Here is a 17317-nt window from a genome sequence, read left to right as displayed (position 1 = left end):
CGGTGGTAGAGCCGGCCGCTGGCCGGCTGCGCGTGATCACGATGGTGATCGGGTTGCCGGCCAGCGGCCGGCACTACCGAAGGGGCGGCGGCGCCGTTACGGCGCCGCCGCGGTACATCAGCTGCGTGCGAACGCGAGCAGGTCGGCGTTGAACTGGTCGGCGTGGGTGACGGTCAGGCCATGCGGCGCACCGGCGTACACCTTCAGCTCGGCATCCCTGATGATCTGCGAGGACAGCTTCGCCGAGGCATCGAACGGGACGATCTGGTCGTCATCGCCGTGCACCACCAGCGCCGGCACGTCGATCTTCTTCAGGTCCTCGGTGTAGTCCACTTCCGAGAATTCGTGCACGCAGTCGTACTGGCCCTTGACGCCGCCGAGCATGCCCTGCAGCCAGAACGAATCACGCATGCCCTGGGTAACGGTATTGCCATCGCGGTTGGCACCGAAGAACGGTGTGGTCAGGTCCTTGAAGAACTGCGAGCGGTCACCGCCCGTGCCCTTGCGGATGCCGTCGAAGACGTCCAGCGGGGTACCGGACGGATTGGCGTCGGTTTTCAGCATCAGCGGCGGCACGGCGCCGACCAGCACCACTTTTGACACGCGCTTGCTGCCGTGGCGGCCGATGTAGTGGGCCACTTCGCCGCCGCCGGTGGAATGGCCGACCAGGATCGCGTCCTTCAGGTCCAGCGCCTCGATCACCGCGGCCAGGTCATCGGCGTAGGTGTCCATGTTGTTGCCATCCCAGGTCTGGCTCGAACGGCCGTGGCTGCGACGGTCGTGGGCGATCACGCGGAAGCCGTTCTGGCCCATGAACAGCATCTGCGGGTCCCAGGCATCGGACGACAGCGGCCAGCCGTGGGCGAACACGACCGGCTGGCCGGTGCCCCAATCCTTGTAGAAGATGCGGGCGCCATCGGCGACGGTGACGTAATTGCTCATTGCGGGTTCCTTGGCGGAAGGGAGGGAAGGCACTGGCAGCGGTGCCGGTGCCTTCGGCAGTACATCGCAGTGCACATCGGACGGCTTGCACGACTGTGCTGGATTGCCCGGACTGTGACGCGTATCGCTCTGGCATGAAGCGGCCACCGCACAGACGATGGCGGCAGCCTGGTCGAGGAGCCTGTGATGCCGAGAATGCGATGCAGCCCACTGTTGTGCCTGATGCTGGTCACGGCGGTTCATGCGCAGACCAACGTCTACAAATGCGTGGACGGGCCACATCCGGTCTATCAGCAGACACCCTGCCAGGGGCATGCGGAATGGCGCTGGGAGGTGCCCGAGGAGCAGTCGCTGTCACGCGGACCGGTGCCAAAGCCGGCCAGCGGGGGCAGCGCGGTGCCGGCGCGACCGCGCACCGTGCGCTCGGGGCGGCCGCAGGCCGCGCTGATACCCATCAGCACGGACCCCAGGGCCTGTGAGCGCGCACGACAGCGCCGCGGGGAGGTGCTGGCCAAGGCCAAGCGCCTGGACTTCGTACAGCGTCGGCAGCTCGATGACGCGGTGTACGACGCGTGCCGCTGAATCCGGTAATGATGGAAACGACAACGGCGCCCAAGGGCGCCGTCGTGCGGGACTACTGTGCGCTGGCCTCAGCGCCCGTCGCTGGCGGCAGCCGGTGCCGGCGAGGGCACGCCTTCCGGCTTGGGCAGGCTCAGCTCCGGGTTGCCCTGTTCGGCCTGCAGGATCTGGATGCGGCGCTGCAGGGCATCCAGCTGGCTGTTGGTGCTCTGCACGTCGGTGCTGAGGCTGACTGCCTGCTGCTGTGCCTGCTGCAGGGCGGCGCTGACCTGGGCCGACTGCGCCTGCTGCTGTTCCATTTCCTGCTGCAGGGTGCGCAGGCGCTCCTCGTTGTAGGCCACCAGGCGCTCGGTGTAGCGCTTGCCGGCTTCCAGGCGGGTCGTATCGATGTAGACCTGCGCCAGCTGTTCCGATTGCTGGGCAAAGGTGCGGTAAACGCGCTCGGCGTTGTCGACCGCATCGGTCTTGATCACCCGCCAGAAGTTCTTCTCCTGGAACAGGGCGACGTAGTAGGTCAGGGTGTTGGCATTGAACAGCAGGCTGGCGCCATAGTTGCCGTTGTAGGTTGTGCGCAGCTCGGTCAGCTGGCGCGAATCCATCAGCTGCTTGAGCTCGTCAACGGTGTTGCGCACCACCGGGGCGCTGCGTGCGGCCGGCTCTGCGACTGCCTCACGGTCGCCACGGGCAGCCATCGCCGCCGGTGCCACCAGCATCATGGCCACGGCCAGCAGTGCCGCGCCGCGCGCGTGCCGGGCGAAGACCGCGCCCCCTGAAGTTTCTCGCATGTCTAGACCATCCACGGATGAGTGTGGGTTGAGATGAAGGTGGTTCCCCGCCGGGAGTCTAGCATGGGCGCGGGCGCCGCCAAGGGCGCCCGTCACGGCTCAGTAGACCAGCTGCGCCGCGCTGCACTGGATCGACTGCACGTTGACGTCGGTGCGGCCGAGTTCCAGGCCCAGCACGCTGGCCAGCAGGTTGGTCAGCAGGGTGCCGACGCTGTTGAGCACCGGCCGCAGGGCGGTCAGGATCGGCTTGAGCAGCGTGCACAGCAGGCCGCTGCAGCTCACGCTGCCATCCGGATTGGTGACGCCGGTTCCACCGGTACCATCCAGGAAGCCGGCCGGCGCGGTCTGGATGTACGAGGCCAGGTTGTTGCGTACACACCCGTTGTAGTCGATCAGGTTGCCCAGCAGGCTGTCGCAGCGGTTGATCAGCAGGCCGCCCACCAGCGATCCCAGCAGCCCATCGAGCACGCCCAGTCCCTGGCCGGTGACGGTCACCTTGAACGCGTCCCAGACCGGACCGTCCTTGTGGCAGGTGGCCAGGTTCAGCAGGCCGCAGGCGTAGGGCAGGCCTCCGGGTACGGTCCAGCTGTTGAGCGGGGCCAGTTGCCGGCTTGCGTCGCCATCGCGCAGCAGTGGAATCAACTTGTCCACCTCATAGCGGGTGTTCGGCGGGAAGGTGGCCTGCAGGTAGCGGTCGGCCAGTGCCTTGGCGGTGTCGTTGGCGCTCATGCCCTGCTTGGGTGAGCTGAGCATGCCCGACAACACGCGCAGCAGTTCATTGACCAGGTCCGACACCGCGTTGCCCACTGCAAGTGGATTGATCCGGGTCGAAGCGGTCTCGCCGGCGGCAAGGGTCAGGTTCTGGGAGCCGGTCAGGGCGGGCAGGGTGATCCTGTCATTGATCAAGGGTTGTCCGAGTAGTCTCAGCAACTGCTCGTTCTTCAGGGTGTCGTCGCAGACATTGCTCCTGGAAAAGCGTTGCGCCGGGTCGACATTGCCGACACAGGCGCGCAGCACCGACGAGTCGACCCGGATGGTGGCCTTCTGTGGGCTGGCGCCGCATTGGATGCCGGTCAGCGTGCCCATCGCATTGGCGACATCGACATGCAGTGGCAGGTGCAGGCGCGTGCCGAGCAGGTTCAGCAACGGGCCCACCGCGAACAGGTTGTTGCTGTCCACGTCCACCATCAGCCGCACCTGCGCGTTGTACGCGCGTGTGCCGACGCCACCGATGGCGATCGAGGGCGGTTCCACCACGCCAGCCTGGATGTTGATGCCCAGCAGGTCCAGTCCCTTCACCGCAACGCCATTGCCGTCGTTGGCGATGGAGATGGCGGTACTGATCAGGTTGAGCACGTTGACCTTCGTTTCCAGCGCGCTGCCGATCGTGCCATCGGGCGAGACCACTTCGGCGAACAGACCGCCGCCACCGGACTGGCTGCCCAGCACGATGTTGAGCTTGTTGATGTCCAGCTGGGTGGCGACCAGATCGGACAGTGCACGCAGCTGTACGCCCACGGTGCTGTCGCGGCCGACCACGGTGGCGGTGGCATCGACCAGCTGTGCCAGCGAGATCTTGTTGACCGACAGCAGCCGGTTGAAGTCAGCCACGCTGAGGTTGGCGCTGACCGGGATGTTCAATGCCTTGAGCAGGCCCGACGGCGTGATGTTGGCCTGGGCGAGGCCGTCATAGGAGAGCACGGTGGCGTTGGTCACATCCAGGCCGACCAGACGCAGGGTCGACAACAGTACCGAGTCGCCATTGGTGCGCAGCAGCTGCGAACCGACCGCGAACACCGCAGTCGGTTCGGAACGGCGGGCTACGGCCTCCACGCTGACGGTGGGCAGGCCGGTGTTCTGGCCGAAGAACGGCAGCACGCTGCGCTGCGCGACTACCTGCACGGCATTGCGCGGGTTGCTGGCATCGATGGTGGTGACGAAGCGGTTCGACGTGCTGCGTGTGGCGCTCCAGTTGCCGCAGCGGATCTGCACGGTGCCTGCAAACCTGTTCTGGGTGACCGCGCTCTGCCGCGCTGCACTGTTGTCGCTGTTGTCAGACGTGCACAGCTCCAGCCGTTGTGCACCGGCCAGTGCAGCGAGGTCCGCGACTTTCTGTGCGTCACGCTTGGCCCAGAACAGATAGCCGATCTCTACCAGGCCCAGCATGGCGAGCAGCGCCAGCATGACCAGCATCATGGTGACCGACATGCCGCCGCGTGGGCGGCCGAAACTGAACTGGCGTGGGCGTTTCATGGCCTACCTCAGCGTCCCGATGAGGATGATCCCTTGGACTTGGCGACATCGGTTTCAAAGAAGTCCGGGATCTCGTGTTCGAAGCTCTTCATGTAGCGGGCGTAACTCAACGTAGCCTGGTCGCCGAGGATCGGCAGGCGTTGCCCGGCCTGCTGCCCTGATGCCTGCAGGCGGAACAGGTCGCGCGTGGTGTCGCCGATCTGGCTGCGGCCGGGTCGCGCGGCTGATGTGTTGCCGTCGGTGATGGCGACCGCTGCAGGCGCCGCCTGCGGCACCGGTGCCGGCGGGGTCGCCAGGTCCACGGTGGCCAGTGACTCGGACTGCAGCGGCTGCGAAGCCGGCGCAGCGGGCGTGCCGCCGCCAAGCATCTGCCCGGTCAGGGGTTGCTGTTGCGCCTGCGCGCCGCCGGTCAACAGCAGGCAGGCCAGTGCAGGCAACAGGTGTCGGGTCAGGGGCATGGCGCTCATGGAGTGTTTCCGTTCGGCTGATCGGAGGTGCTGAAGCGCTCCAGCATCGAGGGCGGCAGGCGCTGCGGATCGCGTTCATCGCGGCTGTCGCGGTGTGGTTCCGCCGCCAGTCGCGTGGCGCCGGGCCGGTTGCTGGCGGCATCGCTGGCGGTAGCACGCGCAGGGACCGGCACGACTGCGGCAGCTGCCGCGGCGGCCTGGCGCTGCTGCAGGCGGGCACGGATCTGCGCGGCCTGTTGCTGGATGCTGCGGCGGGTGTCCTCGTTGAGGTTGGCCTGTCCGGCGAGGCGCTCTGCAGTGGCGGTGTCGCCACGCAGCACCGCCCACAGGGCGAGGTTGGCGGTGGCCTTGGCATTGCCTGGAGACAGCTCCAGCGCCTTGGCCAACGGTTCACGCGCCTGTTCGAACTGACCTGCACGCAGACGTGCATAGCCGAGATCGCCCAGGTAATCGGTGTTCAATGGCTGCAGCTGCGTGGCCCGGGCCAGTGCCTCCTCGCTGCCGCCATCGTCGTCACGGCGCGCGGCGATCAGGCCCAGGCCGTGTGCGGCTGCAGCGGCCTGCGGGCCACTGGAGAGCTCGCGGTACAGGGCGATGGCAGCGTCGGCCTGGCCGGTCTCGCGCAGGGCGTCGGCCTGCAGCAGGCGCAACGCCGGCGGGTCGCCATAGCGCTGGCGGAAGGCATCGACGTGGGCCAGCGAGGCATACCAGGCACCCTGCTGCTGCATGCGCCCGATCAGTTCCAGGTAGGCATTGCGGCTGTCCTGCGGCGCCGGTTCGGGCGCGGCCAGGCTGGGCGCGCGCAGGTACTTCGGCGTGGTCGACGCACAACCACTGGCGACGGCGGCAAGGGCGAGCAACAGGCAGGAGGTGCGCAGGGCAGGCATCAGGGCGATCCCATCTTGGACATGGTGGTGGCCAGCGCGACCAGCGCCGGTCCGGCAAGAACCAGCATCAGCGCTGGCAGCAGGGTCAGCATCATCACCACGGTCATCTTCACCGAGAGCTTGCCAACCTTTTCCTTCAGGGCGTTGCGGCGCTGTTCGCGCAACCGGATGCTGAACTGCCGCAGTGGTTCCTGCACTGCGCCGCCATGCGCGTGCACCTGCAGGATCAACTGCATCAGGCTGGTCAGGTCATCATCCGCGTAGACCTCGCTCAGCCGGCGCAGGGACTGCGCGCGCGTGCGGCCATGGGTGTACGCGACGTTGGCCTCCTGCAACTCGCCGCCAAGCACCGGCAACGCGTCGCGCAGCTTGTCGCCCAGCGTCTGCAGGCTCTGGTCCATGCTGAAGCCCACGCCCTGCAGCAGGCGCAGCAGGTCGATCAGCAGGGGCAGCTCGTTGTCGACGGCGCGCCGGCGCCGCTTCACCCACGAAGAGAGGATGAACTTCGGCAGCAGCAGGCCTGCCGCGAGCGCACCGATCACAACCATCATCCTGGCCAGCCCCTGGGCGCTGCTGAACGCCAGGGCCAGCACCAGCACCAGCACGCCCAGCAGCAGGCGCAGGCCAAGATAGATGGCGGTGCCACGACGTGTGTTCCAGCCCGCCAGGTCCAGCAGCAGCCGGTCTTCATTGGCCAGCAATGCAGATTCCAGGCGGCCGCCACTGAGCGCGCGCCCGAAGCGTTCCAGCCAACCAGCGAATCACGGCGCGCGGCCTCCGTGTCGCGCGCCTCATCCCGCGGTTGCAGTGCGGTCTTCAAGGTGGCCGAGGTGCGCTGTTCGCGATGGCTGCGTACCCATCCGGCGATGCCCAGCAGGGCAACACCGGCGGCCAGAACCAGCAGCGACAGGGCAAACCAGGTGCTGGCACTCATCGGGCACCTCCGTGGCGGATCCGGGTGGTCATAGCGACTTGGCCAGGCGGTAGAGCAGGAAAGCGCCAAACAGCTCCAGCCCCAGCGCGATCAACAGGATCTTGTGACCCAGCGGATCGTGCAGCACCGGCTGGAAGAATTCGGGGCTCGATATGGCCATCAGCGCCGCGCTGGCCGGTGGCAGCAGGCCGAGCACCCAGGCTGACATGCGCGTTTCCGACGTGGTCGCGGCCAGCTCCTGCTGGGCCTGCTCCAGGTCGCGCATGAAATCGCCCATGCGCTGCAGGATCTGATCGGAGCGTCCGCCGATGCGTACGCTGACACCGATCACGACGGACAGCACCTTGAGCACATCCATCCGGTAGGGCTGTGCCGCCAGGCTCAGGGCACGGTCCAGGTCCATGCCGCTGCGCGCGTAGCGCACGGTGGTATCCAGCAGTCCGCGCAGCGGCGCGCTGGTCTGCATCGACGCCACCTGGAAGGCAGCCTGCAGGCTGTTGCCGAGCGCGGTCAGCCGCACCAGGTTGTCGAGGAAGTCGGGCAGCTGGTGCAGCAGTTGTGCACGCAGTTTCGTGGTGCGGCGCATGACCCACAGCCAGCAGGCCAGCAGGTACAGCAGCAGGGTCAGGGGGAACATCCACGCCGTACCGAGCCTGAGCATGGCCACGACCGAAAGCACCAGTCCCGGCACCAGCACCATGATGGGCAGCTTCCAACCCGTCTGCAGGCCCGCACGTTGCAGCAGGCCGTCCAGCGGCAACACCCGGCGCCCGGCACTTGCCGGTCGCGCCGGGTCGTTGGCGGCGGCTACGGATGCCCCGGCCGGGGCTCCGCCACTGGCGCCTCCGCGAGCCAGCTGCTGCTCGGCGTGCTGCAGCGAAGCCTGGCGTTGCTCCCGGTTGCTGGCGGTGCCCCACAGCCATACCGCAAGCGCCAGCAGCACCGAGATGATGCTCAGTACACCCAGCAGCAGGCCCGTGCCCATGCTCAGAAGTCTCCGTACAACGATTCGCGCAACTGCTGCCGGAACGGCTCCAGCTTGTGCGAATGCGGGTGGAAGCCCAGTCCGATCCAGCGATCGATTTCCCTGCCGTTGCCATCGATCTGCAGTTCGTGACGGAACATTTCCTGGGTCGTGATCAGGTTGTCACTGACACCGGTGATTTCCGTGATCGAGACCAGCACGCGCCGGCCGCTGCCCAGCCGCGAGATCTGCACGATGAAGTCGATGGCGCTGGCGATCTGCCGGCGCAGGCTGTCCTCGCTGCCCTGGAACCCGGCGAAGCCGGCCAGCATCTCGATGCGGTACAGGCAGTCGCGCGGAGAGTTGGCATGGATGGTCGCCATCGAGCCGTCATGGCCGGTGTTCATCGCCTGCAGCATTTCCAATACCTCGGCGCCGCGCACCTCGCCGACCACGATACGGTCCGGGCGCATGCGCAGGCTGTTGCGGACCAGGTCGCGGATGCTCACCGCGCCATGGCCTTCGGCGCCACCGATGCGGCTTTCCAGTCGGACCACGTGCGGGTGGTTGAGTGACAGTTCGGCGGTGTCCTCGACGGTGATCACGCGTTCGTTCGGCGGCACGTAGCTGGCCAGTGCGTTCAGCAGTGAAGTCTTGCCGGAACTGGTGCCGCCGGACACCAGGATGTTGCAGCGGCCCAGCACCATGGCCTTCAACAGCGCCTGCATCGGCGCATCGAAGGTGCCCTTGGCCAGCAGCTCGTCCGGGGTGAACGGATCCTTGCGGAACTTGCGGATGGAGACCATCGGCCCATCCACTGCCAGCGGCGAGATGATCGCGTTGAGGCGGCCGCCGTTGGGCAGGCGCGCATCGACCATCGGGTTGGAGTCGTCCAGTCGGCGGCCCAGCGGCGCGAGGATGCGGCGAAGGATGCGCAGCAGGTGGGTGTCGTCGGTGAAACGCTGGGTGGCGCGCTTGAGCTGTCCTCCCTGCGAGACATGCACATCCTTGAACCCATTGATCAGGATGTCCTCGATCGTCGGGTCGTGCAGCAGGTCGTCGAGCGGGCCGAAGCCGGTCAGCTCCTTGACCAGGCCTTCGGCCACCACCTGCATCTCCTCCTCGTTGATCGGGATGCGCCATTCCTGGATGAAGCCCACCGTCTGCACCTGCACCCAGCGGGCGATGGTGTCAGGGGCCCAGGAATCGATGTCGATGCGCTCGTCCTCGATGCTGTTGAGCAGGTGCTCATGGGCGGCCGACAGCACCTTCTGGTACTGCTCGGTCTGCGCGAACGGCAGGTGGGCCGGGGCGCTGTCGGGCAGCACCGGGCGGGTGGCGGCATGCGGGAACGGGGTTACCTTGTCTTCCATTGCGATCCACCCAGGGCAAGGGAGAGTCTTTCCCGCAGGCCATGGGCCTGGACCGGGCAGGCAGCCGGATCCAGGCGCGACACAAGCGGGGCGAGGGCACGCAGGTAGGGGTCGCGCGGTGCGTCCTGCAGCAGCAGATGTCCCTGGCTGGCCGCCAGGCGCACGCGCGGGCGTTCGGGCAGCGTGGCCAGCAGTGGCACTTCGAATCGGCGTGCGATCTGGTCGGGACTCATGCCGCTGCTGTCGTCGTGGCGGTTGATCACCAGCTGCAGGCGCTTCTCCCGTTCGCGCTGGCCGGCCAGGTGCTTCAAGGCCTGGTCGAGCGATACCAGCGTGGCGATCGAGGCGTCCGTGACCAGCCAGATCTCGTCGGCCTGGTCCAGCAACAGCGGCGGTAGCTGCCGCAGCGGGCAGCCACCGGCATCGCACAGCACGCTGGCGAATACGTGGCGCAGGCGCTGCAGCAGCGCAGCCGGATCGGATGGCGGCACCGCATCGCTGCCGCTGGCGCGGTCCAGCAGCACCAGGCCGGTGTCATGGCGAGCCATCGCAGTGCGGGCCAGGGTGGCGTCGATGCGGCTGGCGTTGCGCAGCGCGTCTTCGTAATGGAAGCGGCTGTCCAGGTTGAGGTACAGCGCGAGGTCACCCGAAGGCTGGGCCAGCTCCATCAGCAGGCCGTCCTGCTGCAGTGCCTCTCCCTGCGCCAGCGCACGGGTCTGCTGTGCCAGCACCGAAAGATGCGCGGCCAGCGTACTGGTGCCCACTCCGGCGCGCACGCCCAGCAGTACGATCAGGCGCGCCTTGTGCGCGTGCTGCGCGGCGGCAGCCGGTCGTGGCGACAGGGCGCGGCGCAGCGCGGCCTCGATGCCGACGTTGTCGCTGTCCAGGTCCAGCACATCGCGCAGGCCCGCCCGCAATGCAATGACGATGCCTTCCACCTGGCCGGTACTGGTGGCACCGACGGCAACCAATGCAAGATCCGGTTCGGTCTGTTGCAGTTGCTGCGCCAGCACGCTGGAGGCGGCGGCATGTTCAGGGCGGAAATCCAGCAGCACAAGGCTCTGCGGCCCGCGTTGCAGGTCCAGAGCGGAGGTCGGCGTGCTGCTGTCCTGCCAGTGCAGGGTAGTGGTCGGCGGCAGTTTGGCCGCCAGCCGGGGCAGCAGTTCGCGATCCATTCCGTACAGGACCAGATTCATCGGCGGTCCTTGCGGATGCAGCGGCTGGGCAGTGGCGTAGGGCATGGGCGTGGTATCGCAGGCATCATGGAATCAGCGTGAGAAGCCGGGCACCGGGTCCTGGCTGATGGGACCCAGCAGCCAGGCGCCCCATTCGGGCATGTGCGGCTTGGCCTCGCGTTCGCCAGGCAACGGCAGCTCGGTGTTGCGCGCCAGCGGCTGCACCAGCCGCGGCGTGACGATGATCACCAGCTCCTTGTCCTGGCGCTTGTAGTCGAAGTTGCGGAAGAACGAGCCGATGATCGGCAGGTCGCCCAGCAGCGGGATCTTGCCGACGTTGGAGACGACATTGGAGCTGACCAGACCGCCGATCACGAAGCTCTCGCCATCGCCCAGTTCGACCGTGGTGTCGGCACGGCGCGTGGTGATCGAGGGAATCTGCACGCCATTGAGGGCAATGGCGTTGCTGTAGTCCAGATCACTGGCTTCCGGTGCGACCTTCAGCGCGATGCGGTTGGGGGCCAGTACCGTTGGTGTCACCGTCAGGCCGATGCCGAACGGTTTATAGGTGATGGTGGTGGTGCCCAGGCCCTGCGGTTCCAGGATCGGCAGTTCGCCGCCAGCCAGGAAGCTGGCGCTCTGGCCGGATAATGCGACCAGGGTCGGTTCGGCCAGCACGCGCGCCATGCCGTTGCTCTGCAACAGGTCGACATCGGCGTTCCACAGGCCCTTGGTCGAGCCGAACACCAGCCGGAACGCCGAAGAAATGGGCGACTCGGCCTCGTTGCCGGAGTTGCCTTCCTTCATGCCCGGCAGGATGCCGGTATTGCCCGGCAACTGGCCGCCCGGGCGGGCGAAGCCGTAGGCGAAGCTGCCATTGCGGTTCTGGAAGCTGATGCCGATCTGCTTCAACGCGGTCTTGTTGAATTCGACCACCTTGACCTCGACCTGCACCACGCCGCCGCTGCTGACCGTCGACGCGTCGGCAAGCAGCCCGTCCTTGCCCAGCGCCATGGCCGCGGTCTTCTGTTCCTGCATGTGCGAGAGCAGGCTATCGGTGCTTCCCTGCAGCAGGCCCTGGTTGTCCTGCTGGGTGAACACCAGCCCGTTGGAGCCTGCGTCTGCCGCGCCCTGCACGGCACTCTGCACCCGCACCTGCAGGCGTTGCGGCTCGGCCTGCTTGCGGTGCCACAGCAGGAGGGTCGTCGTACCCGGCGCTTTTCCGACCAGCAGGGCCTGCCGCTGCCCACGCAGCATCACGATATCGGCGACGCCTGGGTCGGCGATGGCGACCCGTTCCAGATCGGCCGGAAGCGTCCACGGGCGCTGCTCACGCGCCTGCAACACGAGATCGTCTGCGGCCACGCTTGTTGCCGGAGCCAGCAGCACCAGCAGCAGGGCCAGCCAGCGCTGGCGGAGGGAGGGGCGTGGGCGGCGGCGTTCGGTCATGGATGCGCTCGATGCAGGTCAAAGGGAACCGCGGGGGGCGGAGCTGTCGCCACGGATGATCTCGATGCCCGACGCACGCGGTGCGCTGCGTCGAGCCGCCGGCGCATGCACCGAGGGCTGCGGGTTGCTGCGGGTTGCGCTGTTGCCGCGGCCGGCCAGGGCATCACCATCGATGCCGGCGAAGGCGTGGTTCTCCGGCCGCTGCAGTGCGAGCTGCTGTTCGGCATCGAGGCCACGCACGGGATCGATCACGCCACGCGCCTGTGGGAACAGTGCAAGGTCGGGTTGCCCCGTATCGGCCGGGTTGCGCAGGGCAAGGAACAGCTTTCCCTGCTGCGCACCCAGCAGCAGCCGGTTGGCATCGGCCACCGGCACTGCCAGCACCGCACTGCGTGCCGGCTGGGTGGCCTCGTTGCCCGAGCCATGATTGCTGCCATTGCCGGTGATGTCGGCGGCGCGGGGATCGTTGCGGGTATCGCCTTCGTTGCCGGCGACGGCATCGCCGGTGACCGGAGCGATGTCCTGTTGACCGTAGCTGAGCACGCGCAGCCGCGACAGCAGCAGGCGGGTCTGCGCGGCCTCTGCCGGACCGCTGGCGTTGGGCTGGGCATTGCGCAGGTTGAGGAAGACATCGACGAAATCACCCGGCAGGATGCGGTTTCCGGCGCCGACCAGTTCGTCCACCGGGACGGCCAGCGCGCGTTCGCCGGGGCGCAGCTGCAGCGAGAATCCCTGTGCCAGGGCGCCGCTGCTGATGGCGGTGCCCTCGGCGATGTCCTGCACCGGCACCTTGCCGACCACGGCCGAGATGCTGGTGGCAGCACCGGCTACCGCCGTGGTCCGCTGCGCAAGGCGCACTCCATTGGCAGAGATCGGTTCACCGGCCGGCAGTCGTGCCACCGCCTCTACCACGGTGATCGCCTGGGCTTCGCTCTGCGCAACCGGGGCAACCGTGGCCGGCGCGGCCTGCTTGCGCCCGATCATCAAGGCGATCACCGCCAGCAGCACGGCCAGCCCGATCAGGGCGACGGCAGCGATGCGGGTCAACTTGAGCATGGAACCGTCTCCTGTGCCGATGGTCAGTTGCCGCTGCCGAGGTCGAGCTGGGCGACCGCGACACTACGGATGGGGGCCTGCATCACCCACTTGTAAAGCGTGGCGGTGCCCGGCAGGAAGGGATGGCTGGCGTAGTCGTAGCTGACGGTCACCGTCATGCACTGGGCAGTGGCCAGGCCGGCGCAGGGTGCCTGCGCGGAGACAACGATTGCGTTGCTGCCGCCATTGCTGCAGTCGACACCCTGTCCAGAGAATTTCAACAGCCACTGCATCGAACTGCGGGCTGCTACGCAGGCTGCGGTACGCCGTTCATTGGCGCTGCCATAGCGCAACGAAGCGCGAGCGCCCTCGGCCGAGGCCGTCGCCAATGTCTGTTGCGCGGCCATGATCATCACGCCGGAGAACGTGAACAGCAGCAGTGGCAGCAGGCCCAGCATGAGCATCAGGGCAAATTCGATGCTGGCTACACCGCGTTGACGCCGTGGATTGCGGATGTTCATGCCACACCTCCATAGACGCTTGCCACGACCCAACCGATGCCGGTGATGGCCAGGTAGGCTGCGTAGGGAATGCCATGTCGTCCCTGGCGCGCGGCCTGCATGTCGCGCAGGGCGGGGTGCGATTGCCATTGGTTGCTGGCGCGGTTGACCTGCATCTGAAGGCCTGTGGGCAGCATCACGCCCAGGCGGCGGCCGACAATGATCACTGCCGCGTGCAGGCCGGCCGCGAGACTGGCCACCATCCAGATCGGCAGCAGGGCTTTCCAGCCCAGCATCAGCCCCAGTACCGCGAAGAACTTGACGTCACCGGCGCCCATCCAGCGGATGGCATAGAACGGCAGCAGGGCCACCAGGCCGAGCGCCGCGCCCGCTGCGTGGGCAAGCCACGGCTGGCGCGGCGTGCTGAACTGCCCCGCGATGATCAATGCGACGGCAATGATGGACGCAGACAACAGCCAGACATTGGGCACCCGGCGGGCATACAGATCGCTGATCGCGATCCGCAGGCACACGCCGATGGCCAATAGTCCCAGCAACGTCATCACACACTCCGTCGTCCGTCATTGGACAGCCTGCAGTTGCCACCGGCACATCCCAGCACCGCTGCAGGGATGTGCGATGCGCGCAGGCTCAGCCGCCACCGCTGGTCGCAGGTGCCGACCCGGAGGCCTTGGTGGCAAGGTCGGAGAGGTTCTTGAACAGCGTCTCGAAGAACCCCTTGATCTCCTTGTTGCCGACCGCGATCAGGATGCCGGCGATGACGGCGGCCAGCAGCCCGTACTCGAGCGCGGTGACGCCATCTTCTTCCTTCAGGAACTTGCGGATGGATGCGTTCATGGCCTTGTCTCCCTCTACTTGTTGTCTGCAGATGCAGGACACCTGTTGGGCGGTGGCCCGGCTCCGCCGGGATCGTCCGTGGGCCCCGCACATCCTGGCGGGGTGGCATGACGGGAATGACCCGCCGTGCTCATTCCTGGTGATCTGCCCCGGGGGAAATGCCGGCCGCAACGTCGCGACCACGCGGCGATGCGCCGGCGGTCGAACTGTTCTGCGATACGGTCGTGGTCATACGCTCCCCCAGGTGTGGTCGTTTTTGAAGCGACCGGATCACCGTGTCGTCGACTTTGCCTGAATGGCGGTTGGCTGCAACTGGAACCTATATGCAAATTCGGCAGAAACGCCGTAGCCCTTAAACTTTCAGGTTGTTTCTGTGACGCGTATCCGTTCGCTGGCAAAACGATTCATCGACGTGCAGATATTGTGATGGCGCAAATGGTGCATGCGAATATCGTGCCACTGGCGACGACATTTTCTTCATCTCTGTATCTATTTTCTTCAATGCGGAGTTCGGGTTTACCTTCGATGATTATCGGGCATACTCGCTCTCACGTTGCTGCTTTCAACCGGGTTGGTCGCGCGGCACCGGCCGCGGCCATCCCGGCAATGGCGAAGGTTCCTGGAGGAATGGTGTGGCCCTGTCAGGCAGTGGGGGCCGCAGCGAGTTGCGGATCAACGGGGGGACGACACTGTCATGGTCGATGGTGGGGTAGAAGACAGCGACGACAGCGGCCTGCGATCGATCGATCTGGCGACGCTGGGCGGCGTACTTCGCGTGTGCGATGTCGAACTGCTGCTGCTCGATGGCAACGGGCCGCGGGCGGCCTTCGCTTCGCGCGTGCATGAGGAAGCCCTGTTCTGCAGCATCAGTTGCGGTTTCCACTGCCGTGGCCGCTTCATGCTGCCACCCGACTGGGCGATGCTGGGGTATCTGCACGCCACCGATGAAACACTGAGCTGGTGCCACGGGGTGCCGCTTGCACCGGGGATGGCGCTGACGGTGATGCCCGAAGGCATCAGCGAGTTTACGCTCAGCCCCGGTACGCACATGACCCTGATGCTGGTGCCGGTCGCACGGGTGCAACGCAAGTTGACCGAACTCAGCCTGCGCAGCACACCGCCCGCGGGCCAGGCACTTTCACTGTTCAATCTGGCGAACGATTCGGCGCCACTCGCCCATCATTATCAGCAGCTGCATCTTCAGCTCGGCCAGGGCGCTGGCCTGCAGCCGCAGGAAACCGAACGATTGCTGCACGAGCACGTGCAGGCCCTGCTCGGTGCAGGCGCCGCCGATCGCCCCGGCTGCAGCCGCGCCCGGCGCACGCATTATCTGATCGCGCAGCGGGCGGAGAACTTCATGCGGCTCAACCTGCGCCGCAATATCTACATGAACGAGATATGTGACGCGGCGGGTGTCAGCGAACGCGGCCTGCGCTATGCCTTCGAGGATCTGTTCGGAACTTCGCCCAACCGTTATCTGTCGATGCTGCGCTTGTGCGCTGCCTGCCGCAGCCTTTCCATGGCCGATTCCAGCCGCCGTTCGGTGAAGGCGATCGCCCTCAGCTGTGGCCTATGGGACCTCTCCCGCTTTGCCGACAACTACCGCAAGGTTTTCGGCGAGCTGCCGCGCGATACGCTGATGCGCGCTCCCGCGCAGATCGGCCAGCCGGCCTGAATCAAGCGCCGCAAGGGTTTCGGGGTGGTTTCTGCCGGAATTGCCCATGCGCTTGCCGATATCGTTGCCGCTTCTGCATAGCCCGCTGCCGATTCCGGCCGTGGATTTGCCGGAATGCGCGATTGCCGTGCCGGAATGAAGTGCGCAGCCACCGTTGCAAACGCTGAAATGTCAGTCACCTGCCTAACGGCAAGTCCACTGACATTCAAGTTGTTCGCCTACGGGGGAAGTGCTCATGAATCGCATCTACCGGCGTGTATGGAACCGCCAGCTCAATGCTCTGGTTGTGGCCTCGGAACTGGCCACCGGCGACAGCGGCGGCAGCGCCGCGCGGGATCCGCGCGCCTTCCTGCTGATGCCCACCACGCTCGCCCTGGCCCTGCTGTGCGTGCTGGCTAGTGGCCACGCGGGAGCATCCGAATCCAATCAGTCGCTGCGTGATCTGCAGGCTCTTGCAGCCAAGTATACCCAGCCGATGCCAGTCAAGGTCGATGCCGAGGTAGCCCTCGCGGCTGCCGCAAGCCAGGCCCAGAGCAGCCCGGCGATCAGCGCGGATGCGCGCGTCGGCCTGCAGTTGAGCACCGCGTCGCTGCCGGTGGTGCGTGACGTGCTGCCGGCCTCCGTGCAGGTCAAGCTGGCCGCGAGCACAGCGCCGAAGCAGGTCGCCGTGCCAAGGCTTGCCGCTGATGTCCGAGCGAATGCCAACATCGGTCTTGGCGGCGCGCAGGTGGCATCAATCGATACCGGTGCAAAGGCGGCCGCCGGCATCAGCGGCGCGCCGGCGGGTGCACTGCGGGGTCTGAAGGCTTCTGTGGATGGGGCGCTGGATTCGAAGCTGAAGGTGGCAGGCCACCAGATCGACGCCCAGGGCCAGGTAAAGGCGACGGCGGCGATCACGCTGCCCGCCAAGGAGGAACTGCCGGGAGAAACCCACGATCGCGCGATCACCGCAGCATTCGATGCTGGTGCTGCCGGCAAGGTGCGCGTGCAGGCGCCGAATGGCCAGGAAGTGGTTGCCGATCGCAATCTGAAACTGGCCGGCCAGGCAACCGTTGCGGCGCAGAACAGCGCACTGGGTGTCGGTGGGCTGGTGGGTAGTGCGGTCGGCGCCGCAGGCAATGCAGTCGGTGGTGCGCTCAACGGCACCGTCGGTACGGTCGGCAGCGCGGTCGGTGGTGCCCTCAATGGCACGGTCGGCAGCGTGGGCGGCGCCGTAGGCGGCACGCTCAACAACACTGTAGGCGCCGTGGGTGGCGCACTGAATGGCACCGTCGGCAGCGTCGGTGGTGCGGTCGGCGGAGCCCTCAATGGCACGGTCGGCAGCGTGGGCGGTGCCGTAGGCGGCACGCTCAACAACACTGTAGGCGCCGTGGGTGGCGCACTGAATGGCACCGTAGGCAGCGTCGGTGGTGCGGTCGGTGGTGCCCTGAATGGCACGGTT

General features: G+C 66.7%; 16 protein-coding genes and 1 pseudogene. 3 read left to right on the top strand and 14 right to left on the bottom strand.

The features are described 5' to 3' along the window. Window positions 1-117: 117 nt before the first annotated feature. Window positions 118-942: an alpha/beta fold hydrolase gene (locus tag AC5P6X_RS21410; RefSeq protein WP_149501176.1), complete on the bottom strand. Its 825-nt coding sequence runs from the start codon at window positions 940-942 to the stop codon at window positions 118-120. 186 nt (window positions 943-1128) lie between these two features. On the opposite strand from AC5P6X_RS21410, the gene AC5P6X_RS21405 reads away from it, so the two are divergent. Further along, on the top strand, window positions 1129-1524 hold the full coding sequence (locus tag AC5P6X_RS21405; RefSeq protein ID WP_088436119.1) for a hypothetical protein: 396 nt from the start codon (window positions 1129-1131) through the stop codon (window positions 1522-1524). 68 nt (window positions 1525-1592) lie between these two features. Here the strand turns inward: AC5P6X_RS21405 and AC5P6X_RS21400 are convergent, their stop codons facing one another. The 13 genes and pseudogenes from AC5P6X_RS21400 to AC5P6X_RS21340 form a co-directional block, all read right to left on the bottom strand. Continuing rightward, window positions 1593-2306, bottom strand: a complete 714-nt coding sequence (locus AC5P6X_RS21400; RefSeq protein WP_123958683.1) for a DUF2968 domain-containing protein — start codon at window positions 2304-2306, stop codon at window positions 1593-1595. A gap of 99 nt (window positions 2307-2405) precedes the next feature. Next, window positions 2406-4559 (bottom strand): TadG family pilus assembly protein, encoded by a 2154-nt coding sequence (locus tag AC5P6X_RS21395; RefSeq protein ID WP_187757554.1) that lies wholly within the window; start codon window positions 4557-4559, stop codon window positions 2406-2408. An 8-nt stretch (window positions 4560-4567) separates the two neighbouring features. Further along, window positions 4568-5026, bottom strand: a complete 459-nt coding sequence (locus AC5P6X_RS21390) for a DUF3613 domain-containing protein (RefSeq protein WP_099490259.1) — start codon at window positions 5024-5026, stop codon at window positions 4568-4570. Beyond that, complete coding sequence (locus AC5P6X_RS21385; protein WP_242899951.1) at window positions 5023-5913, bottom strand: tetratricopeptide repeat protein; 891 nt, start codon at window positions 5911-5913, stop codon at window positions 5023-5025. Before AC5P6X_RS21385 ends, AC5P6X_RS21390 begins: the two co-directional genes overlap by 4 nt. Beyond that, window positions 5913-6847: pseudogene (locus AC5P6X_RS21380) on the bottom strand (type II secretion system F family protein). The gene AC5P6X_RS21385 and the pseudogene AC5P6X_RS21380 overlap by 1 nt, the downstream one beginning before the upstream one ends. A 28-nt stretch (window positions 6848-6875) precedes the next feature. Next, on the bottom strand, window positions 6876-7832 hold the full coding sequence (locus tag AC5P6X_RS21375; protein WP_123958681.1) for a type II secretion system F family protein: 957 nt from the start codon (window positions 7830-7832) through the stop codon (window positions 6876-6878). Window positions 7833-7834: 2 nt separating this feature from the next. After that, window positions 7835-9184 (bottom strand): TadA family conjugal transfer-associated ATPase, encoded by a 1350-nt coding sequence (locus tag AC5P6X_RS21370; protein WP_005409997.1) that lies wholly within the window; start codon window positions 9182-9184, stop codon window positions 7835-7837. Further along, window positions 9169-10425 (bottom strand): CpaE/TadZ family protein, encoded by a 1257-nt coding sequence (locus AC5P6X_RS21365; RefSeq protein ID WP_024958095.1) that lies wholly within the window; start codon window positions 10423-10425, stop codon window positions 9169-9171. Before AC5P6X_RS21365 ends, AC5P6X_RS21370 begins: the two co-directional genes overlap by 16 nt. Window positions 10426-10452: 27 nt before the next feature. Next, window positions 10453-11808, bottom strand: coding sequence for a type II and III secretion system protein family protein (locus AC5P6X_RS21360; protein ID WP_088436113.1), 1356 nt, complete (start codon window positions 11806-11808; stop codon window positions 10453-10455). Between the two features lie 18 nt (window positions 11809-11826). Next, entirely contained in the window at window positions 11827-12864 is a 1038-nt protein-coding gene (gene cpaB / locus AC5P6X_RS21355) for a Flp pilus assembly protein CpaB (protein WP_123958680.1), read from the bottom strand. Between the two features lie 23 nt (window positions 12865-12887). Beyond that, window positions 12888-13364 (bottom strand): TadE/TadG family type IV pilus assembly protein, encoded by a 477-nt coding sequence (locus AC5P6X_RS21350; RefSeq protein ID WP_005413739.1) that lies wholly within the window; start codon window positions 13362-13364, stop codon window positions 12888-12890. Continuing rightward, the gene (locus tag AC5P6X_RS21345; RefSeq protein ID WP_329757292.1) at window positions 13361-13906 is read right to left on the bottom strand and encodes an A24 family peptidase; all 546 of its coding nucleotides are present in this window, start codon (window positions 13904-13906) and stop codon (window positions 13361-13363) included. Before AC5P6X_RS21345 ends, AC5P6X_RS21350 begins: the two co-directional genes overlap by 4 nt. Before the next feature lie 88 nt (window positions 13907-13994). Continuing rightward, entirely contained in the window at window positions 13995-14201 is a 207-nt protein-coding gene (locus AC5P6X_RS21340) for a Flp family type IVb pilin (protein WP_012480544.1), read from the bottom strand. Between the two features lie 694 nt (window positions 14202-14895). Here AC5P6X_RS21340 and AC5P6X_RS21335 point away from each other — a divergent pair. Continuing rightward, window positions 14896-15876: an AraC family transcriptional regulator gene (locus AC5P6X_RS21335; protein WP_005409990.1), complete on the top strand. Its 981-nt coding sequence runs from the start codon at window positions 14896-14898 to the stop codon at window positions 15874-15876. Window positions 15877-16111: 235 nt separating this feature from the next. Beyond that, a partial coding sequence (locus AC5P6X_RS21330) for an ESPR domain-containing protein (protein WP_495215599.1) occupies window positions 16112-17317 on the top strand: 1206 nt, incomplete at its 3' end.

The organism is Stenotrophomonas sp. YJH_SMC_40 (assembly GCF_059368615.1).
Note: the sequence above shows the minus strand (reverse complement) of the source record. Positions and strands in the feature narration are given on the sequence as shown.

Excerpts from the sequence above, each read along its gene's own strand:
- AC5P6X_RS21345 (WP_329757292.1), bottom strand. The coding sequence starts at position 13,906 with ATGACGTTGCTGGGACTATTGGCCATCGGCGTGTGCCTGCGGATCGCG.
- AC5P6X_RS21360 (WP_088436113.1), bottom strand. The coding sequence starts at position 11,808 with ATGACCGAACGCCGCCGCCCACGCCCCTCCCTCCGCCAGCGCTGGCTG.
- AC5P6X_RS21405 (WP_088436119.1), top strand. The coding sequence starts at position 1,129 with ATGCCGAGAATGCGATGCAGCCCACTGTTGTGCCTGATGCTGGTCACG.
- AC5P6X_RS21390 (WP_099490259.1), bottom strand. The coding sequence starts at position 5,026 with ATGAGCGCCATGCCCCTGACCCGACACCTGTTGCCTGCACTGGCCTGC.
- AC5P6X_RS21375 (WP_123958681.1), bottom strand. The coding sequence starts at position 7,832 with ATGGGCACGGGCCTGCTGCTGGGTGTACTGAGCATCATCTCGGTGCTG.
- AC5P6X_RS21335 (WP_005409990.1), top strand. The coding sequence starts at position 14,896 with ATGGTCGATGGTGGGGTAGAAGACAGCGACGACAGCGGCCTGCGATCG.
- AC5P6X_RS21350 (WP_005413739.1), bottom strand. The coding sequence starts at position 13,364 with ATGAACATCCGCAATCCACGGCGTCAACGCGGTGTAGCCAGCATCGAA.
- AC5P6X_RS21385 (WP_242899951.1), bottom strand. The coding sequence starts at position 5,913 with ATGCCTGCCCTGCGCACCTCCTGCCTGTTGCTCGCCCTTGCCGCCGTC.
- AC5P6X_RS21410 (WP_149501176.1), bottom strand. The coding sequence starts at position 942 with ATGAGCAATTACGTCACCGTCGCCGATGGCGCCCGCATCTTCTACAAG.
- AC5P6X_RS21395 (WP_187757554.1), bottom strand. The coding sequence starts at position 4,559 with ATGAAACGCCCACGCCAGTTCAGTTTCGGCCGCCCACGCGGCGGCATG.
- cpaB (WP_123958680.1), bottom strand. The coding sequence starts at position 12,864 with ATGCTCAAGTTGACCCGCATCGCTGCCGTCGCCCTGATCGGGCTGGCC.
- AC5P6X_RS21365 (WP_024958095.1), bottom strand. The coding sequence starts at position 10,425 with ATGCCCTACGCCACTGCCCAGCCGCTGCATCCGCAAGGACCGCCGATG.
- AC5P6X_RS21370 (WP_005409997.1), bottom strand. The coding sequence starts at position 9,184 with ATGGAAGACAAGGTAACCCCGTTCCCGCATGCCGCCACCCGCCCGGTG.
- AC5P6X_RS21340 (WP_012480544.1), bottom strand. The coding sequence starts at position 14,201 with ATGAACGCATCCATCCGCAAGTTCCTGAAGGAAGAAGATGGCGTCACC.
- AC5P6X_RS21400 (WP_123958683.1), bottom strand. The coding sequence starts at position 2,306 with ATGCGAGAAACTTCAGGGGGCGCGGTCTTCGCCCGGCACGCGCGCGGC.